This window comes from Natrinema versiforme JCM 10478 (genome assembly GCF_000337195.1).
Lineage (GTDB): Archaea > Halobacteriota > Halobacteria > Halobacteriales > Natrialbaceae > Natrinema > Natrinema versiforme.
The window spans coordinates 16,102-33,552 of sequence record NZ_AOID01000029.1 but is presented as its reverse complement, the minus strand read 5'-3'; the positions used below and the strand labels follow the sequence as shown (position 1 = coordinate 33,552).

21 protein-coding genes and 1 pseudogene are annotated in these 17,451 nt (G+C 62.1%); 10 read left to right on the top strand and 12 right to left on the bottom strand.

The genetic code is table 11. From position 1 onward, the window contains the following. Positions 1–271 precede the first annotated feature (271 nt). Positions 272–821, top strand: a pseudogene (locus tag C489_RS20810) (IS6 family transposase). A 46-nt stretch (positions 822–867) separates the two neighbouring features. Here the strand turns inward: C489_RS20810 and C489_RS20805 are convergent. Beyond that, on the bottom strand, positions 868–2,076 hold the full coding sequence (locus C489_RS20805) for a glycosyltransferase family 61 protein (RefSeq protein ID WP_160163641.1): 1,209 nt from the start codon (positions 2,074–2,076) through the stop codon (positions 868–870). Between the two features lie 528 nt (positions 2,077–2,604). Here C489_RS20805 and C489_RS09925 point away from each other — a divergent pair. Together C489_RS09925 and aglF are read left to right on the top strand one after the other, a co-directional pair. After that, on the top strand, positions 2,605–4,053 hold the full coding sequence (locus C489_RS09925) for an oligosaccharide flippase family protein (protein WP_049890767.1): 1,449 nt from the start codon (positions 2,605–2,607) through the stop codon (positions 4,051–4,053). Positions 4,054–4,139: 86 nt separating this feature from the next. Further along, a complete protein-coding gene (gene aglF / locus C489_RS09920) occupies positions 4,140–4,874 on the top strand; it encodes a UTP--glucose-1-phosphate uridylyltransferase AglF (RefSeq protein WP_006431108.1) in 735 nt (244 codons plus the stop codon). 68 nt (positions 4,875–4,942) lie between these two features. Here the strand turns inward: aglF and C489_RS09915 are convergent, their stop codons facing one another. Together C489_RS09915 and C489_RS09910 are read right to left on the bottom strand one after the other, a co-directional pair. Continuing rightward, positions 4,943–5,470, bottom strand: a complete 528-nt coding sequence (locus C489_RS09915) for a metal-dependent hydrolase (RefSeq protein ID WP_006431107.1) — start codon at positions 5,468–5,470, stop codon at positions 4,943–4,945. Next, positions 5,454–6,017, bottom strand: coding sequence for a hypothetical protein (locus C489_RS09910; protein WP_006431106.1), 564 nt, complete (start codon positions 6,015–6,017; stop codon positions 5,454–5,456). The genes C489_RS09915 and C489_RS09910 overlap by 17 nt, the downstream gene beginning before the upstream one ends. Positions 6,018–6,203: 186 nt before the next feature. On the opposite strand from C489_RS09910, the gene aglM reads away from it, so the two are divergent. Both aglM and aglJ read left to right on the top strand, forming a co-directional pair. After that, a complete protein-coding gene (gene aglM, locus C489_RS09905; protein WP_006431105.1) occupies positions 6,204–7,493 on the top strand; it encodes a UDP-glucose 6-dehydrogenase AglM in 1,290 nt (429 codons plus the stop codon). Between the two features lie 133 nt (positions 7,494–7,626). Further along, the gene (aglJ, locus tag C489_RS09900) at positions 7,627–8,634 is read left to right on the top strand and encodes an S-layer glycoprotein N-glycosyltransferase AglJ (RefSeq protein ID WP_006431104.1); all 1,008 of its coding nucleotides are present in this window, start codon (positions 7,627–7,629) and stop codon (positions 8,632–8,634) included. Between the two features lie 72 nt (positions 8,635–8,706). Here aglJ and C489_RS09895 read toward each other — a convergent pair whose 3' ends face one another. Further along, on the bottom strand, positions 8,707–9,036 hold the full coding sequence (locus C489_RS09895) for a DUF5789 family protein (RefSeq protein WP_006431103.1): 330 nt from the start codon (positions 9,034–9,036) through the stop codon (positions 8,707–8,709). Positions 9,037–9,158: 122 nt separating this feature from the next. Here C489_RS09895 and C489_RS09890 point away from each other — a divergent pair, with 122 nt between their 5' ends. After that, positions 9,159–9,368, top strand: coding sequence for a ribbon-helix-helix domain-containing protein (locus tag C489_RS09890; protein ID WP_006179895.1), 210 nt, complete (start codon positions 9,159–9,161; stop codon positions 9,366–9,368). A gap of 53 nt (positions 9,369–9,421) precedes the next feature. Here the strand turns inward: C489_RS09890 and C489_RS09885 are convergent, their stop codons facing one another. Both C489_RS09885 and C489_RS09880 read right to left on the bottom strand, forming a co-directional pair. After that, positions 9,422–9,844 (bottom strand): MPN domain-containing protein, encoded by a 423-nt coding sequence (locus C489_RS09885; protein ID WP_006431102.1) that lies wholly within the window; start codon positions 9,842–9,844, stop codon positions 9,422–9,424. Positions 9,845–9,915: 71 nt separating this feature from the next. Then, positions 9,916–10,599 (bottom strand): hypothetical protein, encoded by a 684-nt coding sequence (locus C489_RS09880; protein WP_006431101.1) that lies wholly within the window; start codon positions 10,597–10,599, stop codon positions 9,916–9,918. A 160-nt stretch (positions 10,600–10,759) separates the two neighbouring features. Between C489_RS09880 and C489_RS09875 the strand changes: the two genes are divergently transcribed. Both C489_RS09875 and C489_RS09870 read left to right on the top strand, forming a co-directional pair. Next, entirely contained in the window at positions 10,760–11,089 is a 330-nt protein-coding gene (locus tag C489_RS09875; protein ID WP_006431100.1) for a hypothetical protein, read from the top strand. Between the two features lie 2 nt (positions 11,090–11,091). Further along, entirely contained in the window at positions 11,092–11,631 is a 540-nt protein-coding gene (locus C489_RS09870; RefSeq protein ID WP_006431099.1) for a winged helix-turn-helix transcriptional regulator, read from the top strand. Here the strand turns inward: C489_RS09870 and C489_RS09865 are convergent. From C489_RS09865 to C489_RS09850, 4 genes are read right to left on the bottom strand one after another with little or no spacing between them, the layout of a single operon-like run. Beyond that, positions 11,625–12,170, bottom strand: coding sequence for a hypothetical protein (locus C489_RS09865; protein WP_006431098.1), 546 nt, complete (start codon positions 12,168–12,170; stop codon positions 11,625–11,627). The genes C489_RS09870 and C489_RS09865 overlap by 7 nt on opposite strands. Then, the gene (locus C489_RS09860; protein ID WP_006431097.1) at positions 12,170–12,457 is read right to left on the bottom strand and encodes a hypothetical protein; all 288 of its coding nucleotides are present in this window, start codon (positions 12,455–12,457) and stop codon (positions 12,170–12,172) included. Before C489_RS09860 ends, C489_RS09865 begins: the two co-directional genes overlap by 1 nt. Further along, the gene (locus C489_RS09855) at positions 12,441–13,310 is read right to left on the bottom strand and encodes an FAD:protein FMN transferase (protein WP_006431096.1); all 870 of its coding nucleotides are present in this window, start codon (positions 13,308–13,310) and stop codon (positions 12,441–12,443) included. Before C489_RS09855 ends, C489_RS09860 begins: the two co-directional genes overlap by 17 nt. Positions 13,311–13,312: 2 nt before the next feature. After that, complete coding sequence (locus C489_RS09850) at positions 13,313–13,615, bottom strand: hypothetical protein (RefSeq protein WP_006431095.1); 303 nt, start codon at positions 13,613–13,615, stop codon at positions 13,313–13,315. A 126-nt stretch (positions 13,616–13,741) separates the two neighbouring features. Here C489_RS09850 and C489_RS09845 point away from each other — a divergent pair, with 126 nt between their 5' ends. Continuing rightward, entirely contained in the window at positions 13,742–14,428 is a 687-nt protein-coding gene (locus C489_RS09845) for a VOC family protein (protein WP_006431094.1), read from the top strand. A 61-nt stretch (positions 14,429–14,489) separates the two neighbouring features. Here C489_RS09845 and C489_RS09840 read toward each other — a convergent pair whose 3' ends face one another. Further along, complete coding sequence (locus C489_RS09840) at positions 14,490–14,780, bottom strand: DUF5779 family protein (RefSeq protein ID WP_006431093.1); 291 nt, start codon at positions 14,778–14,780, stop codon at positions 14,490–14,492. Between the two features lie 237 nt (positions 14,781–15,017). Beyond that, on the bottom strand, positions 15,018–15,473 hold the full coding sequence (locus C489_RS09835) for a ferritin-like domain-containing protein (protein ID WP_006431092.1): 456 nt from the start codon (positions 15,471–15,473) through the stop codon (positions 15,018–15,020). Between the two features lie 490 nt (positions 15,474–15,963). Between C489_RS09835 and C489_RS09830 the strand changes: the two genes are divergently transcribed. Then, complete coding sequence (locus C489_RS09830; RefSeq protein WP_449289381.1) at positions 15,964–17,211, top strand: LeuA family protein; 1,248 nt, start codon at positions 15,964–15,966, stop codon at positions 17,209–17,211. Positions 17,212–17,451 lie beyond the last annotated feature (240 nt).

The window sequence follows — 17,451 nt, the reverse complement described above, 5'->3', positions numbered from 1 at the left end:
AACTAATTCACGAAGGCGTTCCTGTATCTCTTTATCGCTTCCGCAATTTATCCCAGTTGGATCCTCAAGTGTGATTTCCCATGGGTCGCCAGAGTGAACCTCTAGCCATGGAACAACGAATGGTTCACTATTCTTGAAATACTGGATTGAATACCTGAATTTCGGTCTGGTGAGTCTCGTGTTTCATTCTCCGACCACCTCGCCATCATCAGCACATAGTGAGGAAAATGGTTTGACTATACCAGCGATGCTGTTTCGTTAAGCGTGAAATATGAGGCGGCACGATTTTGTGGTGAGAGAGCGAACACCACATCAGCTGATGGAACTCGGTATCCGATTCTATCTTGCTGGCCTCTCACTTTCAAATATTGTTTGAGGACTCGAGAAGTTTGGTGTCGGATGCAGTCACAAGGCAGTCCGCAATAGAGTTTACAAGTGTGATCTACAGTCAGAAGATACGAGAAGTCGAATTACGTTACGCTTGACGAGACAGTCTTGCAACTCGATGAACACCGCTATTGGCTGTACAGTGTAGTTGATCCAGAAACAAGAAAAGTTCCCTATACATTTATTATCCAATTTAAATATCTTATAATCACTTCTGTACGAACTCACTAAAACATGAGCATGACAATACTGTGTTTCTCGTCAATGGAGAGAAACGTCTCCGGATTACCCTCCGTCGGTCAAGACTCCAATTTCACTACGGAAAATGTGGAAATCAGAATATTTCTCAACGTGTCCTCAGTGAGACAAAACATCGTGCTCCTTCGTTCTCAAATTGTTCCAATCATGCAAAATCGCCAACAGCAGAATTCTAGCTCCAAGCCTTCCGATCTAGTACAGGGCTACAAACTAAACACTACCCTATGAAACGACCTGATCAAGGACCTCATTAAGTTGTTTACAATTTACGCGGAGATCGAGTCCTACCTGGTCGCAGTTTACCGAGATATATTCGTGTTCTAGAATTTGTGAAAGTCTGAAAAATGCTCCGCGTTTCTGTTCACCGAGTAGTTCGACGATTGTTACGTCTTCAGCGTAAATACAGTTAGTCAACCCAGCGCCATGTGGACCAACGATAACGTCTGCAGTAGCGAAAAGTCCTACTTGTTCTTCCACTGATAATTCGGACAGAATATAGGTGTCAAACCCGTATCGATCCAGCGTCATCTGTAATCGATCTTTATTCCTTACGTCCCGAACTGTGGCGTCTTCACGGGAGATATAAATTCGGTCACTGCCGTTTGCGATATCTGGACTCCCGATGTTCGATCGCATTCGATCACGGAGCCAAAAACATTCCGACGGGATGGGATCCGGATACGTCGGCATGATCAATGTCTCGACTCCAATAATTGAACCATCCCATTTAATGACTGGTCCCGCATAGTCCATCAATTCCAGCGATTCAACCATCCAAGGCGTCATCGTCTCTGGAACTAAAATCGGTGGCGCCTCGCCAGTGGCAGCTGCGTATCTTTCAAGTAACCGGATTCTAATCAGACATTCAACAGTCCAGTGATAATAATTGTTCCAGGGGGATGCGATGACAGCACCACGTTCGATGATCTTCTGTGGAGTGACATTGTTCTTGGGTCGAACGGCAGCTATTGTACTTCGAACACCATTAGTTGCCATTGACTTTGCAAGTGCGTCACCCACTCGTCTTGGCTGCGACTGACGAGTGTCAAATGCCGGTGATGCGACAGTCTCAGCTAAGATTTTATTTTCATTTGTGACACCCAGTCCGACCGGACCGAGAAGAGTCACGTCGGGTACTTCACAGACGAATCGGTCTCCAGGAGCGACCATCTTCATCGAATTCGGAGCTGCCGGCGAGACTTCTTTAATCGGTATCTTGCCATCGAACGTTTCGAAGGTATAGAGCTGATCACAATCAAACAACGCTTCGCGGCCAATAACTCTCGTTCGTGGTCGGAGATACCGTTTGTAAACAATCTGGTTGAACAATAAATCTTCGAGGAAGAGCGCAGTTCCCTCACTCAAGAGTGCTCGAGTACCGTCTTTCTGGTACTTTCGAACCGCTCTTCTGGGAACGTTGGTGTAATCCATTATCCGAGAGTCAGTTTGAGTGACTGCATATTGTTTCCTTGGGTTTGACTGTGATTTCCACGATAATACGGATATCGGCGTTGCTTCGTTCCGGACGAAGACCATACCATTACGAGTTTGTACCGACTCGAGGAGGCAGCAACAGAGTACTGTTGCCAGAGGGCGAGCGGGAACCGTACTTTGGGTCATAGCATGCAGTCTGTCATAAACAGGGTAGTAGAACAGTTGTGGACACCATTCGTCGTGAAGATCAGGTTCGGTTCGAATCGCCAATACACGATCAGCGAGCAGCGAGAGCACCGCGAACCGCGAGTTCGTCGAATCATCTGTTGAAACCTTAGAACGAGTCGAACGTGGCGGAAGCCGACGGAGATATCGATCCCGAGGTAGAGCAGCGATTACACGAACTCAGATACAAAACGTAAGCAACAATCGAAACCGAGAGAGACGCGTGAATTGTGTCTCGAGTCTCTTCGCTGTTAGTATCGAAAAAAAGCCCTTATTGCCTTCCCGCTCACCGGTAGGCGTATGCGACTGGGCCAGACATCGATCGTTCACTTTACTTCCCGATTCTTGGCGTCTATGCTAGGGTTCGTCGCGACGATATTTATCGCTCGGTTTCTCGGTTCCGAGACGCTCGGCATCTACTATCTCGTTCTCTCGACAGTCGCCTGGCTCGGGATCGCAGTGAAGATGGGTGTTCCGAGTGCGATCAATAAACGCGTCAGCGAGGGTGACGACGGGGCAGCTTACACGATCGCTGGCGGGACCATCGTCCTCGGCCTCTTCCTGATCGTCGCCGTTCTCTCCCTGCTCTTCCACCAACAGATAAATGACTACATCGGCTATCCTGCTGCGGCAATCGTGGTACTATTCCTATTCGTTACTGCCGTCCAGTCGACTGTGAACTCGATACTGACCGGACAACATCTCGTCCATATCTCCGGTATCTTCAACCCGATTCGGACCGGAACGCGAAGCATCGTGCAAATCGGAGCTATTCTCGCTGGTTTCCAGATCACTGGTCTCTTTATTGGATATACCGCTGGGTATGGACTCGTCTCCGTACTCGGGCTTTGGATAGCGATCCGTCATTTTGACACGATCTCACTCCCGACTGAAGAGCACTACCGTCGGATCGTCTCCTACGCAGAGTACTCGTGGCTCGGCGAAATCCGTTCTCGAGCGTTCAACTGGGTCGATGTCGCTGTCCTCGGGTTCTTCGTGTCGTCGTCGCTCGTCGGGATCTACACGGCGGCCTGGAATATCGCGGTGTTTCTGATACTGTTCGGCGGCTCACTGAGTGAAACACTGTTCCCCGAGATGAGTTCGCTCTCGGCAGACGATGACTCAGAATCGGTCGCGGAACTATTCGAGGCTGCGCTTACGTACGGCGGATTGATCCTCATTCCGGGTCTCGTCGGTGGAACGCTGCTCGGCGAGCGCTTACTCCGAATATACGGCGAAGAATTCACCCGAGGAGCGACTGTCCTCTCAGTTCTCATCGTCGCAACGTTAATTCAGGGATACCAGCGACAGTTCACGATGACACTCGACGCGATCGACAGACCTGACGTCTCCTTCAAAGTCAACGCCGTGTTCATCGGCGCGAACGTCCTTCTAAACGTCAGTCTGATCCCGATTTTCGGCGTCGTAGGTGCGGCAGCGGCGACTGCTTCGTCAGTCGGCATCAGTCTCGTGGTCGCCTACATCGCGCTCTCGTCGCTGGTCGAATTCTCCGTTCCCGTTGGAGAGATCGGACGACAATGGGCCGCTGCGGGTATCATGGGCACGGTCATTTACATTTGTCTCCAGTTCGAAACGGTATCCGCTATCGCCAGTAACATTGCCGTTGTGTTGATACTCGTTGGCCTCGGCGCGGCGGTATACTTCATCACCCTCGTCGCCATCTCCGCACGTTTCCGGACGACGGTCGATCAGAATCTCCCCGTTGATCTCCCACTAGTTCGAAGCTAATACGTTCGATACCGACGATAAGTCACCGTTGAGGACAGACGAATCGTCCCGAAGACATATAACACTCAAGTATAATCGGTGAGCATATGCAAGCAGTCGTACTGGCCGCGGGAAAGGGAACTCGCCTCCGGCCGCTCACCGAAGACAAGCCGAAGGTCCTCGTCGAGGTCGACGGACAACCCCTCATCGAGGACGTTATGGACAACCTCATCGAGGTCGGTGCGACCGAGTTCGTCCTCGTCGTCGGCTACATGAAAGAGAAGATTATCGAGCGCTACGGCGACGAGTACGAGGGCGTCCCGATCACCTACGCCCACCAGCGCGAGCAGCTCGGACTCGCCCACGCGATTTTGCAGGCGGAACCGCACATCGACGACGACTTCATGCTCATGCTCGGGGACAACGTCTTCCGGGCGAACCTCGGCGACGTGATCAACCGCCAGCAGGAGGAACGGGCCGACGCCGCGTTCCTCGTCGAGGAGGTCCCCCACGAGGAGGCCTCGAGGTACGGCGTCCTCGACACCAACGAGTACGGGGAGATCGTCGAAGTGACGGAGAAACCCGACGATCCGCCGTCAAATCTCGTCATGACCGGCTTTTACACGTTCACGCCGGAGATCTTCCACGCGTGCCACCTCGTCCAGCCGTCGGCTCGAGGCGAGTACGAACTGCCGGACGCGATCGATCTCCTCATCCAGTCCGGGCGGACTATCGACGCGATCCGGATGGACGGGTGGCGCATTGATGTCGGCTACCCGGACGATAAGGATCGCGCCGAGGAGCGGCTGACGGACGCCGAAGCCGCGATGCCGACCGAGTGACGCCAGTCTTTCGCTGCTGAACCGGCGCTCGAGCGCGTTCCGCACTCTTCTTTGGGGACCGCATAACCTCACTCGAGGGACGCCGAACTCCCCTCCGGTCGCGCATCGAGCCGTCGCTTGAATCCCCAGACGAGAACCGCACAGAGTCCGGCGACGAGCGCCGGCCAGTAGTCGGTGCTCATGTAGAGTCCGCCCGCGGGTGGCCGGTACTCGGTCAGCGGCCAGAATGCGGCGTAGGAGTAGCCCGTCGGGGTCATGAGTCCCAGATCGAGGAGGTGGTGTGACGCCGCACCGATCGCGACTAAGAGGACCGCGTCGCGGCGGTACTCGGGGGCGAACAGGAGTGATCCGAGGAGAGCGACGACGATCGTTCCGCCGAGGGTGTGCAACGGCCCCCACGCGAACGGAACGCCAAGCTGGTAGCTGACGAACTCGTCGGGCATCGCGAGGTCGATCTTCACGAAGTCGGGCGAGAGCGCGCCGACCATCGCGAGCGTAACGTGCCCTCGCCGCAGCCGGCGGTAGCGAATCGACAGGACCGTTCCGATGACGTAGCCCACGAGCACGTGCGTGAAGACGTCAGGCACCGCGATCACCGCCGCTTCCGATCCCGCGAGGGCGCGCAATTACGTCCCAGAGCGAGAGCGGGTCGTCCCGCCGGACGAACGCGAGCCGATCGCGGTCGAACCGCCAGTCGCGGGCGAATCGCCCGGCGACCCAGAGGCCGGCAACGAAGGAGATGAGAAGCATGTACGCCGTCCCGGCCGTATCGCCGACCGTCGTGCGCTCGACGGCGAGGGTCGACTCGTCCTCGAGCGTGCCGAAGGCAGTCACGCTGTCGCCCCGCTCGAGCAGCTCGTCCCCGTTCTGGAGCGTGTCGTTCTCGTTCACGAGGGTGAACCTGCCGGAGCCGCTGGCGCGGGTGGCGATAACGACGGGATCCGTCTCGACGACCCGTCCGCCGAGGGCGACGCGCTCGCCGACGTAGGCCTCCCGGTTCTGGGTTACGTCGACCTCGGTCGGATGGTCGCTGTCAGTGAGGTCGCCGGGAATCGTGCCGGCCCAGCATACGAGTCCGGCCAGCACGGCGAGGAGGGCGACCCCCGCGACGAGGCGACCGCGTCGGCCGAAGGGTTCCTGCATGCCTCTCTAGAGGCGTCCGAACGGCAAGAATAGCTTTCGTGTTCGCGACGGGTCCCGCTCGCGGCCAAGCCGCCCGCTCGAGAGCGGGTCGGAGCCTCCTTCCGGTGCGGTCGGTCGAAGAGCACGGGCCCGCGAGCCGACGGCGAACCCAAAAGGAACTAACGAGACGGGTACGTCTCGTCCCCTATGAACGTCTCCATCGTCGGCAGCGGCTACGTCGGCACCACCGTCGCCGCCTGCCTCGCCGACCTCGGCCACGACGTACTCAACATCGAGATCGACGAGGACATCGTCGAGGCGATAAACGCCGGCGAGGCCCCGATCCACGAGTCGGGCCTCGCCGAGCGAATCGCCGAACACGCCGGCACGAGCCTCCGCGCGACGACCGAGTACGGCGACGCCCGCGACACGGACGTGACCTTCCTCTGTCTGCCCACGCCCCAATCCGAGGACGGGAGCCTCGACCTCGCGATCATGCGGGCCGGCGCGGAGTCGCTCGGCCGCGCGCTCGCGGACAAGGACGACGACCACCTCGTGGTCGTCAAGAGCACAGTCCTGCCGGGCACCACCGAAGACGTCGTCGGCCCGATCCTCGAGTCCGAATCGGGAACCCAGCTCGGCGACGGCCTCGAGATCGCGATGAACCCCGAGTTCCTTCGGATGGGGACCGCGGTCGGTGACTTCCTCGAGCCGGACAAGGTGGTCTTCGGAACGGCGAGCGACGGGGCCGACGCGACGCTGCGCGAATTGTACGCGCCGATCATAGAGCGCGAGGAGACTGACCTCGTGGAGACGGACATCCGCGAGGCCGAACTCATCAAGTACGCGAACAACGCCTTCCTCGCGTCGAAAGTCTCGCTGGTCAACGAACTGGGCAACATCGCCAGGGAGTACGACGCGGACGCCTACGAGGTGCTCGAGGCGGTCGGGCTCGACGATCGGATCTCGGAACGGTTCATGCGCTCGGGGCTCGGCTGGGGTGGTTCCTGTTTCCCCAAAGATGTCAACGCCCTGCGAGCCGGCGCTCGCGAGCAGGGGTACGACCCCGACCTGCTCGACGCCGCGGTCGCGGTCAACGACGAGCAGCCGCGGCGGCTCGTCGGCCTGCTCGCGGACCACGTCGACCTCGAGGGGGCCCGGATCGCGGTCCTTGGACTGTCGTTCAAACCCGGCACCGACGACATTCGGAAGTCTCGCGCGTTAGACGTGATCGAGTACCTCGCGGACCGCGGCGCGGACATCGTCGCGTACGATCCGGTCGCGATCGAGAACGTCCGACCCGAGTATCCCGAGATCGAGTACGCCGACTCGGCGGAGGGCGCACTCGAGGGGGCCGACGGTGCCGTCGTCGCGACCGACTGGCCCGAGTTCGACGACCTTTCGTTCGAGGGCATGGCCCGATCGGTCGTGGTCGACGGTCGGCGGATCGAGGTCGACGAAGACGCCCTCGAGGTCTACGAGGGGCTGACGTGGTAACGTCGGCAGTGGCGATCTCGTGACGAGGTGGTGACTGCGAATACGCGAGGCAGAGCGTCGACAGCGTCCGACGTAAAAGCCCGACACTGGTCAATCAGTAACCTTTTGCAGTTCGGTGGGGGAGTAGTGCCCGATGGAAGATGACGCGGTTCGTGCGGGCTCGAGTATCCTCTCGGACGGCGCGGGGACGGTCGCCGTGACCGAGGACGCCCACGACATCTCGTCCGACGACGTGTGCATACTCATCCCGACGCTCGACGAGGCGGCCACGATCGCCGACGTGATCGAGGGCTTCTACGAGCAGGGCTACACGAACGTCGTCATCGTCGACGGCGACTCGAGCGACGACACGCGCGAGATCGCCCGCGAGCACGGTGCCGAAGTCTTGGTCCAGTCCGGCGACGGGAAGGGCCAAGCCGTCCGCGAAGCCCTCGAGTACATCACCGTCCCGTACGTGTTGATGCTCGACGGCGACGGGACCTACGACCCGGCCGACGCCGACAAGATGCTCGAGCCGCTCTCACGGGGGTACGAGCACGTGATCGGCAACCGCTTTGCCGACATGGACGACGACGCGATGCGGGCCCTGAACGGCTTCGGCAACCGGATGATAAACCGCGCGTTCGGGTTCGTCCACGGGGCCAACTACGAGGACATCCTGTCGGGCTACCGGGCGTTTACCGTCGACTCGTTCGAACGGCTTTCGCTCGACTCGGACGGCTTTACGATCGAGACCGAACTCGCTGTCGAGTGTGTCAAACACGGCGTCGAGACGACGGTCGTCCCGGTCAGTTACAGCGCCCGGCCCGATGAGTCGGAAACCAACCTCCACCCGGTCAAAGACGGCGGTACGATCCTGTTGGCGCTGTACTCGCTGGCCAAAACCAACAACCCGCTGTTTTACTTCGGGAGCCTCGGCGTGACCGGCATCCTCTCGGGCGGTCTCATCGCGACCTACGTCCTCTGGGAGTGGATCCAGTACCAGCAGGGCCACGAGATCATGGCGCTGGCCTCCGCGGCCGCCGTTCTCCTCGGCGTGCAACTGCTCATGTTCGGCGTCCTCTCGGACATGCTCGTGACCCTCCACCGCGAGCAGCGACGCCGCCTCGAGCGGATCGCTCGAGACTCGCGCGACGAGTAACGAGCACCGCAAAATCCCTCGGCTCCTCTCCTACCGGAACGACGAGCGGTGGGCGACGACGCCGACCCGATTTCAGAACGGTAACAGCGAGCGAAACTGTGCGACGACGCCGTTCGAGTTGTTCCGGCGGTACGCCTCGAACGGTTTGTGGAGCGCGTTCAACAGCTCCTGTCGGGAATCGAACGTCTCCGCCGGGACTTCGGCGAGCATCTCGCCGAGGGGCACGTCGTTCCCGTGGACGTCGTAGGGAATGCGCTCGTGGCCGATCTCGGCCTTGACATCGTCTTTCGTCGCCGGGAACGACAGCTCCGAATCTCTGAGATGAGCGTCGACGGCGGCGATGCCGAACTCGATACTGTCGGGTTCCTCGTCGTCTCCGCTCGATGGTGGCCGGACTCCCATATCTATCTCCCGCTACGGAGCCAGATATAAAAATGGCTGTGGAGACGGGCGGCAGCCGGTCGGCCGACCCCGCGGGTCGCCGCCGTCGACACTCCTTTGGGCCCCGCGACGGAGTATGGGATATGACCGAGTACACCACGGTGTCGATCCCGAAGGACCTCGCGGACCGGGTCGAAGACACCATCGAGGGAACGAGTTTCCAGAGCACGAGCGACCTCGTTCGATTCCTGCTTCGCAGCATCGTCATCCAACACCAGAAGGAAGGCGAACTCACCGAAGCCGAATTCGAGGAGATCACCGAACAGCTCCGCGGACTCGGCTACCTCGAGTAGCTCGAACCCGTCTCTTCGTCCGGCTATCGCCTCCCATCTGTTTCGCGCGCGACTCAGTCCGTCAGCGATTGCCCCGGCGGCGAGGCGTTGACGATCTCGAGGGGCTGGCGGGTCCCGCTGCGGTCGAACGCGCCGAACGACTGCTCGTCGACCCCCCACGGCGGGACGGCGACGAAGATCACCTGCGCCAGATCGTCCCGCCGGGTCACCTCGAGCTCGCCGACGGGGTGGGAGACGAATCGGCCCTGCGTCTGGCGGGCGGGCGTCGAGAGATCGACGCCGAAAACGGCGTTGACGGGATTACCGGGGTCGGGGAGAAAGAAGTCGGTGAAGACCGGTGTCTCGGGCGGGAGTCCGTCCGCGCCCTCGAGGTCGCTCGCCGGGGTGACCGAGACGCCGGTCGTCACGTCGTCGGGGTCGGCGTCGCTGGCGAGATCCAGCAAGACGTCGACGAGCCCGCGGGTTACGTAGACCACAGGGCTGCTTCGCGTGCGGGGTAGTTAGATGTATGCCCCGCGGGGATTGCGTCGGTCCCCATCGTCGTTCGTTACACGGGAAGCATGTCCCACGCCGTCGACGCGTACAGCCGCGGGGCTCGCTTTCGGGACCCGGCGAGGGCCGTCTCGAGGACGCGCGAACCATTGTCCATCACGCCGGGTCCGTGCCCGACGAGAACACGCTCGGGAGCGACGCCGCGAAGCGCCGCCCGCGGCGGTTTCAGCCGCAGCGCCGGGTGGACGCCGAGTTCCTCGTCGCCGGCCAGGAAGTAATCGACGGTCCCGACCGATTCGGGGACGACGAGCGTCCCGTCGGCCGGGTTGTAGAGGGCGACCTCCTGCCAGAAGCGGTTATCGATGAGCGTGATGGCCCGGAGCCCAGTATCGGAGAGTTCGTCGTCGAACCGGGCGACCGCGGCGTCGATATCGCCGGTGACGCCCTCGAAGAACTCGGGGAGGTAGACGGGGACATCGTGGCGGTCCGCGATCGCCGCAGCGTCGCGCTTGTGCCGGTCGAGGCCGACGACGACGCCGGCCACGTTGCCGAACTCGGCCAGGAGATCGTCGATCCCCTCGGCATCGACCGGGTCGATCACCCAGACCTCACCGTCGATCTCGAGGGCGTGGCTGGCGCGTTGCATCTGCTCGTCGGGGTGGGCGATCCAGCCGACGCCGCCGTCGAAGCGGTCGATCTCGCGGACATCCGTCGCTCGTTCGTCGGCGCGAAAAGCCATGCCGCAGTGTACGAACGCAGTACCCATAAACTCCCGTCGCATACCGGAGCCGGTCGACGGGACGATCGACACCTGCTGCGATACTGAACGCCGGGCACGGGATTCGACGGTTGGACGATAATCCTTTTTCTTGCCCGACACCTCGGTCGAGTCGTATCGAATGGCAGCACTCGTTGCAGAACTCGTCCCGGCGGCCGTGACGCTGACGCTCGCCCAGCAACTCGAGCAGACGATCAGTTTCGGTATCTTCGTTCTCGGCGCGGCGCTGGCGACGCTCAGCGGGCTGGCGTGGCGACGCGAACGCGACCGGCGCATGGCCGTCGTCGCCGTCGGCTACCTCATGTTCGCGATCTACGGGTTCGTCGTCTTCCTCGAGTACTACCTCCTGCCGTATCTCTCCGTTCGGACCGTCGAGTTGGTCGAACACGGCGCGGCGGCGCTCATTCTCGTCGGACTGCTCGCGTTCTTCATCGCGTTGACCCGAGACTGACCATGGTGGATGCTGGTCCCGACTCGGAGCCGGAACTGGAACTCCGATCGCGGCGAACGATCTACCAGCACGTCCGCGACAATCCCGGGATCCACTTTCGGGCCCTCCTCGAGGCCCTCGAGTACGCCCAGGGGACGCTGCAGTACCACCTTCGCTGGCTGGACGACCACGGCTTACTCGAGGAGTCGGACGACGGAACGTACACTCGGTACTACCCCGCGGAGGAGTTCGACGAGGTCGATCGTGCCGTCATGAACGCGCTGCGACGCGAATACGCCCGTCGGATCGTCGCCCACCTCGCCGTCGACGGGGCGCTGTCGACCGCGGACCTGAGCGAGCGCCTCGATCGATCGCCGTCGACGGTGTCATGGCACCTCTCGAAACTGGCCGACGCGGATCTCGTGACCAAGGAGCGACGGGGCCGGAGCGTCGAATACGAGTTGCGTGATCCGGAGCGCGTCCAGTATCTCTACACCGTCCACCGACGGACCTTCACGGACCGCGTCGTCGACCGGCTGTTCGACCTCTGGGATAGCTACTGATCCGTCGGTGCGGGCGTCGACGACCGTCCGCCGGCACCCAGCAGGCGCACCAGCAGGACGACGGCGAGGAACGCGATCGCCGGGCCGAAGACCGGGCAGATCAGCCCCGCGACGTCGGTTCCGATGGCGGCGGCGTGGACCGTCGCGAACGCGAAGCCGCCGTAGGCGAACGCGTGGACGGCTCGAGGGCCCCACTCTCGGTCGAACCGCTGTGCGTCGAGAAAGCCGAGTACCGCGACGATGAGCAACTGAAGCGCGCCGACTCCGACCACGACGCCGGCGAGCAGATGGGTCGTCGAGTACGCGGGCTGGGGCACCGATCCGGAGACGATGAACCACGTGTCGAGAACCCCGAGGACGCCGTGAACGAGCGTCACGACCATCGCGAACACCGACACCTCGATGTGGATTTTGCGGGCAAGTCGGTAGAGCGGGCCGAACGACCGGGCAGTGTGGAGGATCCCCGTCAGGACCGCGAGATACAGCGCGGGATAGGCGACGAGCGCCGCACCACGGTCGAGATACCAGACGGCCTCCATCACGAGGCCCCCGTCGTTTCGACGACGTCTGGACACCCGTCGCCGTCCCGAAAGCCGTTCGTGGTCTCCGGCCGCGTCGGGCACTGATCCGGGGTGTCCCGAATCCCGTCGCCGTCGTAATCGTTCGGTGCCTGTCTCGTCGGGACCGTCGAATCGGCGAGCTCCGACTGCTTGCGGTCGACCGCCTGCGCCTCGCGAACGTCGGCGATCCCCCATAGCACCGGAGCCGTAGCCACGAGTACCACGACCGCGACGACGGTGATCGTCCCGCTACGCGACGTGGGCATCGAACCCCTCCGTCGTCCGGAAAACGCCGTCGTGAACCACGAACGCCTCGAGGGCCGGCCACGCCGTCGCGCGCTCGAGCGCGTCCGCCAGCGGCAGTGCGGCGAGCGCCGTTGCGAGCGCGTCGGCCTCCGTGCAGTCGCGTTTCGCGACGACGGTAACCGATTCGTGGCGCGCGCCCAGTCGCTCGCTCGTCGGATCGTAGACGTGGTCGATGCCGTCGCGCTCCCGACGGTAACCCCCGGAGGTGGCGACGTTCCAGTCGGTCTCGAGGACCGTGAGCGGACGCGAATCCCCGTAGGGGCTCTCGACGGCGATCGGGCCGGTCGGCGGCGACATGTCGCCACCGCCGCTGACGAAACCGCGCCGGCCCGGTCCCGACACCGCGGCGGTCGCGCGGTCGACGATGTAGCCCTTCGCGAGCCCGTTCAAGTCGAGGGCCGTCTCGGTGACGACCCGATCGCCGTCGACGCGCACCGATCCCGTCTCGAAGGTCGCCGAGACCGCCTCCCGGTCGCCGCGGAGGTACGCCTTCAGCTCGTGTTCGACCGCTCCCTGCCGAACGTCGAAGACGCCGTCGGTGCGCTCGCCGTACTCGAGGCCCCGTCGAACCAGCCGGGCGACGTGCTCGTTCTCGACACGCCCGGTCCGGTTGAGACGCGCGACCACACTCTCCGGATCGAACGCGTCGAGGTCGGCCGCGAGCGACAGCGCGGTTTCCCGGGCGCGCTCGGCCGCGATGTCGGCCCGGAACCCCGTCACCCGAACCGTAAACTCGGTGTCACAGCACGCGAACTCGAGTCGGGCGTCCCCGAGCCGCGTGCGGGCGGCAGCGAGGGTGTCTCCTAAGCTCATCGCTAGTCTCCCTCCTCTTCGTGTTCTTCGTACTCCTCATCCTCGTGTTCCTCGTATTCCTCATATTCTTCGTGTTCGTCGTCCTCATCATCCTCGTGTTCACCGCCTTGCGTCCCGACCGCCGGGGTGAAGTCCTCGTTCGGCGTCGGTGCATCGCTCGCGACCGTCGGGCTCTCGTCGTCGGCTGGCGAATCGAGGCCGAATCCGAGCCCGGGGGCGGCCAGCGCGAGCGCGACGACGCCGGTCAGCACCGCGCCGGCGAGCGTGAACGCGACGAGTCTGTTCGTCGGAAGTGGGAGTCTCATGGCGCGGCTGCAGGTAGTCCACGGCCGTAACTATCGTTTCGCGTCCATCAGTCGAATGTTCGTCCACCCGTCGAATCGTCCGGTAGCGCCGACGGTACTTTATCCCAGTCGCGAGTACCACGACCCATGTTCACGGGGCTGTCCTGGCTGGCGCTCGAGGCCAAGTACCTCGAGCCGGCGGCAGCGTTCTACGAGGGAGAACTGGGACTGTCCGTCTGCGAGCGCGGCCCGCGCGAGGTCGTCTTCGCGGCCGGCGAGACCGATTTCGTTCTCCGCCGGCCTGACGACCTCCCGCGGGGCGGCCTGCACACCCACTTCGCGTTCTCGATTCCCGAGACCGAGTACGACGATTCGTGGGACCGTCTGGACGACGAGTACGATCTCGAGGAGGCACAGTTCGGCCCCGCGCGGTCGCTGTATCTGTACGATCCCGACGGCAACTGCGTCGAACTCGGCCAGCAGGACGTGGCCGGCCCCGGAATCGACGGGATCTTCGAGGTCGTCCTCGAGGTCGAGAGCCTCGAGCGCGCACGGGAGTTCTACGAGGACTTAGGTTTCGAGACCGTCGATACGGGCGAGAACCGCAAGCGCGTGCGACTGCACGGGCCGATGGCGTTGGAGCTCTGGGAACCCCACCTCGGCATCGCCGACGCCCGCGGCGGCGTCCACGTCGATCTCGGGTTCGAGACGGACGATCCGAGCGCGGCGCTCGCGGCGGTCCGAGACCGGATCGGCTCGCTCGAGCGGGAGACCGAGGAGCAAATCGTCGTCCGCGATCCGGACGACCACGTTCTGACGTTCACATCGCAGTGACCACCTTCTCCGACGCCAGCAGAAATGAATCAGGCCGGTTCGTCGCCGGCCTCCAAGACGCTCAGAGCCGCTCGGTGCTCACGTCCACGCCCGGCGGCGTCACGAGCAGAAAGCCCCGGAAGTGGACGAGGTTCCCGCCCGCCTCCTTGACATCTCGTGCGAATCCGGCGGCCAGATCGTTGACGTCGCCGTCGACGTTCAAAACCAGGACGTTCCCCTTCGAGATCGCCTCGAGCCACTCGTCGGCCGCTGTCTCCCCGTCGAGAACGCCGAGGACGATACTGCCCTCGATCTCGAGTTCGTCGTCGATGTGCTCCTCGACGGTTCGAAGGTCGAGGTCGAAATCGCTCATACCGGGTGGGTCGAACCGGGATGAGAAAAACGTTCGCCTCCGAACTTTTGCGCTGCGGGCGCGCCGGAGGCGCGCCCTCGGCAAAACTTCGATGAAAAGCCCGCGTCACCCCCTCAGCCGCGCCCCGGCGCGGCTTCGAGGGTTCCTCGGCCCGCTCGCTCACGACGTTCGCTCGCGGTTCTCGACCCTTCGCGGCGACGGTATCCCTGTCTCGCCAACGCCGGCGAGTCGGACGGATCAGTCCATCGGGAACTCCTTCTGGAACCCGCGGAACTCCGTTCGGTGGGCCTCCTCGTCGGCGAGGATCGTCACCGCCACGTCCTCCGTGACCGGATCGTTCGCCTCCGTCGCGGCCTCGATCAGGGACCGGTAGGTCTCGATAGCGTCTTCCTCGGCCTCGAGGACCCCCTCGATGACCGCCTGAACGTCGGTCGTGTCTTCGGGAGGCTGGAGGCTGTGCTGGTTGGCCTCGAATGACTCCGATCCCGGCGGGGACTCGTCGAGTTGCTTCAGCCGCTCGCCGAGCATCCGGGCGTGGTCGAGTTCCTCCTGAATGTCCTCCTCCAAGCTCGTCTTGACCTCCTCGGCGTGGATGCCATCGAGGACGATCGCGTTGGTCTGGTAGTTCATCACGGTCTCGAGTTCGTCGATATACGCGCCGGTCAGTAGATCGGTGATCTCGTCGGTCGTCATGCCGCTGGTTCCTACCACGAGGGAACATAAAATGGTCATACGCGCGCTTGCGTCGTCGTTCATGTCACAGACTCGGGGCTCGGTCGACGGCTTCCGATTCGACCACAGTCTCAGTGTCGATACTGCAGCCTCGAGCACGACTCTCGAGTCGCGACGACGATAACTGGCCGCTCGTTTCCGGATCCCATCGCAATTGGACGATTTGTATTTCGGGGCGGAGTTTGGCAAGAGAGAGCGACCGAACGTCCATGACTGACCGCGCGCCAGCACTCGAACGAGCAGATCGGCGGCAAACGAGGCAGAATTCGCGTTCACTGCTCGGAATCCGTGCGCTCGGCCGAATGGGACTAAACAGTACTAGGATGTACGAGTCAATAATAGGCCCTCGCCGTCTTGCGGTTTTCTAATACACCTGGTCGATCATGAATGTTACAGGGTACCGTACACCGTCGTCGACAGCGGTAGCTTTATATATATCGTCGCACCTCGGATTCAGATACAATGTCTTCACAAGACAGCCCATCCTCTGATACCAATCAGGGGGGTCGAGTTCTTCCAGGGCACGTTAGATTCCACTGACGAAATAGAGTCAGCACGTGTCTTCGATACGACCCTCCGGGACGGCGAGCAGTCACCCGGCACATCGTTTTCCTACGACGACAAACGGCAGATCGCGTCCATCTTGGACGAGATGGGAACCCACGTCATCGAGGCCGGGTTCCCCGTCAACTCCGACGCAGAGTTCGAGGCCGTTCGTGATATCGCTTCGGCGACCAGTTCGACGACCTGCGGGTTAGCCCGCGTCGTCGACAAGGATATCGAAGCGGCGCTCGATTCCGGCGTCGAGATGGTGCACACGTTCGTGTCCACCAGCGACGTCCAGATCGAGGATTCGATGCACGCCACCCGGGAGGAAGTCGTACAGCAAGCAGTCGAGTCGGTCGAACGCATCAAAGAGGCGGGCGCGACCTGCATGTTCTCGCCGATGGATGCGACCCGAACCGACGAGGAGTACCTGATCGAGGTCATCGAAGCGGTCTCCGATGCGGGTACCGACTGGATCAACATTCCCGACACCTGCGGCGTCGCCACGCCGACCCGGTTCCGGGCCATGATCGAGAAGGTCTGTGCCCACACCGACGCGCGGATCGACGTCCACACCCACGACGACTTCGGGCTGGCCACCGCCAACGCGCTGGCCGGCATCGAAGCGGGTGCGGCACAGGCGCAGGTATCGGTCAACTCGATCGGCGAGCGAGCCGGCAACGCCGCCTACGAGGAGTACGTGATGGCCGTCGAGTCGCTCTACCAGTGCGACACCGGGATCGACACGACGCGCATCACCGAACTCTCGAACGTCGTCGAGGAGAAAAGCGGGATGGACACGCCGGGCAACAAGCCCGTCGTGGGCTCGAACGCCTTCTCCCACGAGAGCGGCATCCACGCCGCCGGCGTCATCGAGAACTCCGATACCTTCGAACCCGGCGTCATGACCCCCGAGATGGTCGGTGCCGAGCGCCGACTGGTCATGGGGAAACACACCGGGACCCACTCGGTCCGCGAACGGCTCGTCGAATCCGGGTTCGATCCCACCGACGAGCAGGTTCGGGCGGTCACCCGCCGGGTCAAAGACTACGGGGCTGAAAAGCGCCGCGTCACGGTCGACGACCTCGAGCGCTTCGCCGAAGAGGCCGATATCGAGCGTCGACACGAGGAGGAGGAGGAGGTGCGCGCCTGAGCGATGTCCTCCCCGTTTGCCACCGTCCGCGAGCCTCGGCTATCGCGTTCGAGCGATCGGGCTCGAGTGACCCGTAACGATTATGTCCCTCGAGAGAGCTACGTAGACAGTAATGACGGTCCGCGCTCCACTGTCGGCTCGCGTTCGCACGGTCGGCAACGGCGCGCTCGCTCCGATTCGTATTGTAGGGGCGTTCTAGCCCCATTTTCAGTATCTCGTAGCGTGAGACCCGAATTCGCG

Coding starts and splice junctions, on each gene's coding strand:
- C489_RS20805 (WP_160163641.1), bottom strand. CDS start 2,076: ATGGATTACACCAACGTTCCCAGAAGAGCGGTTCGAAAGTACCAGAAA.
- C489_RS09890 (WP_006179895.1), top strand. CDS start 9,159: ATGACCGAGTACACCACGGTGTCGATCCCGAAGGACCTCGCGGACCGG.
- C489_RS09845 (WP_006431094.1), top strand. CDS start 13,742: ATGTTCACGGGGCTGTCCTGGCTGGCGCTCGAGGCCAAGTACCTCGAG.
- C489_RS09895 (WP_006431103.1), bottom strand. CDS start 9,036: ATGGGAGTCCGGCCACCATCGAGCGGAGACGACGAGGAACCCGACAGT.
- C489_RS09880 (WP_006431101.1), bottom strand. CDS start 10,599: ATGGCTTTTCGCGCCGACGAACGAGCGACGGATGTCCGCGAGATCGAC.
- aglF (WP_006431108.1), top strand. CDS start 4,140: ATGCAAGCAGTCGTACTGGCCGCGGGAAAGGGAACTCGCCTCCGGCCG.
- C489_RS09855 (WP_006431096.1), bottom strand. CDS start 13,310: ATGAGCTTAGGAGACACCCTCGCTGCCGCCCGCACGCGGCTCGGGGAC.
- C489_RS09910 (WP_006431106.1), bottom strand. CDS start 6,017: ATGCAGGAACCCTTCGGCCGACGCGGTCGCCTCGTCGCGGGGGTCGCC.
- C489_RS09865 (WP_006431098.1), bottom strand. CDS start 12,170: ATGGAGGCCGTCTGGTATCTCGACCGTGGTGCGGCGCTCGTCGCCTAT.
- C489_RS09925 (WP_049890767.1), top strand. CDS start 2,605: ATGCGACTGGGCCAGACATCGATCGTTCACTTTACTTCCCGATTCTTG.
- C489_RS09870 (WP_006431099.1), top strand. CDS start 11,092: ATGGTGGATGCTGGTCCCGACTCGGAGCCGGAACTGGAACTCCGATCG.
- C489_RS09850 (WP_006431095.1), bottom strand. CDS start 13,615: ATGAGACTCCCACTTCCGACGAACAGACTCGTCGCGTTCACGCTCGCC.
- C489_RS09840 (WP_006431093.1), bottom strand. CDS start 14,780: ATGAGCGATTTCGACCTCGACCTTCGAACCGTCGAGGAGCACATCGAC.
- C489_RS09835 (WP_006431092.1), bottom strand. CDS start 15,473: ATGACGACCGACGAGATCACCGATCTACTGACCGGCGCGTATATCGAC.
- C489_RS09875 (WP_006431100.1), top strand. CDS start 10,760: ATGGCAGCACTCGTTGCAGAACTCGTCCCGGCGGCCGTGACGCTGACG.
- aglJ (WP_006431104.1), top strand. CDS start 7,627: ATGGAAGATGACGCGGTTCGTGCGGGCTCGAGTATCCTCTCGGACGGC.
- aglM (WP_006431105.1), top strand. CDS start 6,204: ATGAACGTCTCCATCGTCGGCAGCGGCTACGTCGGCACCACCGTCGCC.
- C489_RS09860 (WP_006431097.1), bottom strand. CDS start 12,457: ATGCCCACGTCGCGTAGCGGGACGATCACCGTCGTCGCGGTCGTGGTA.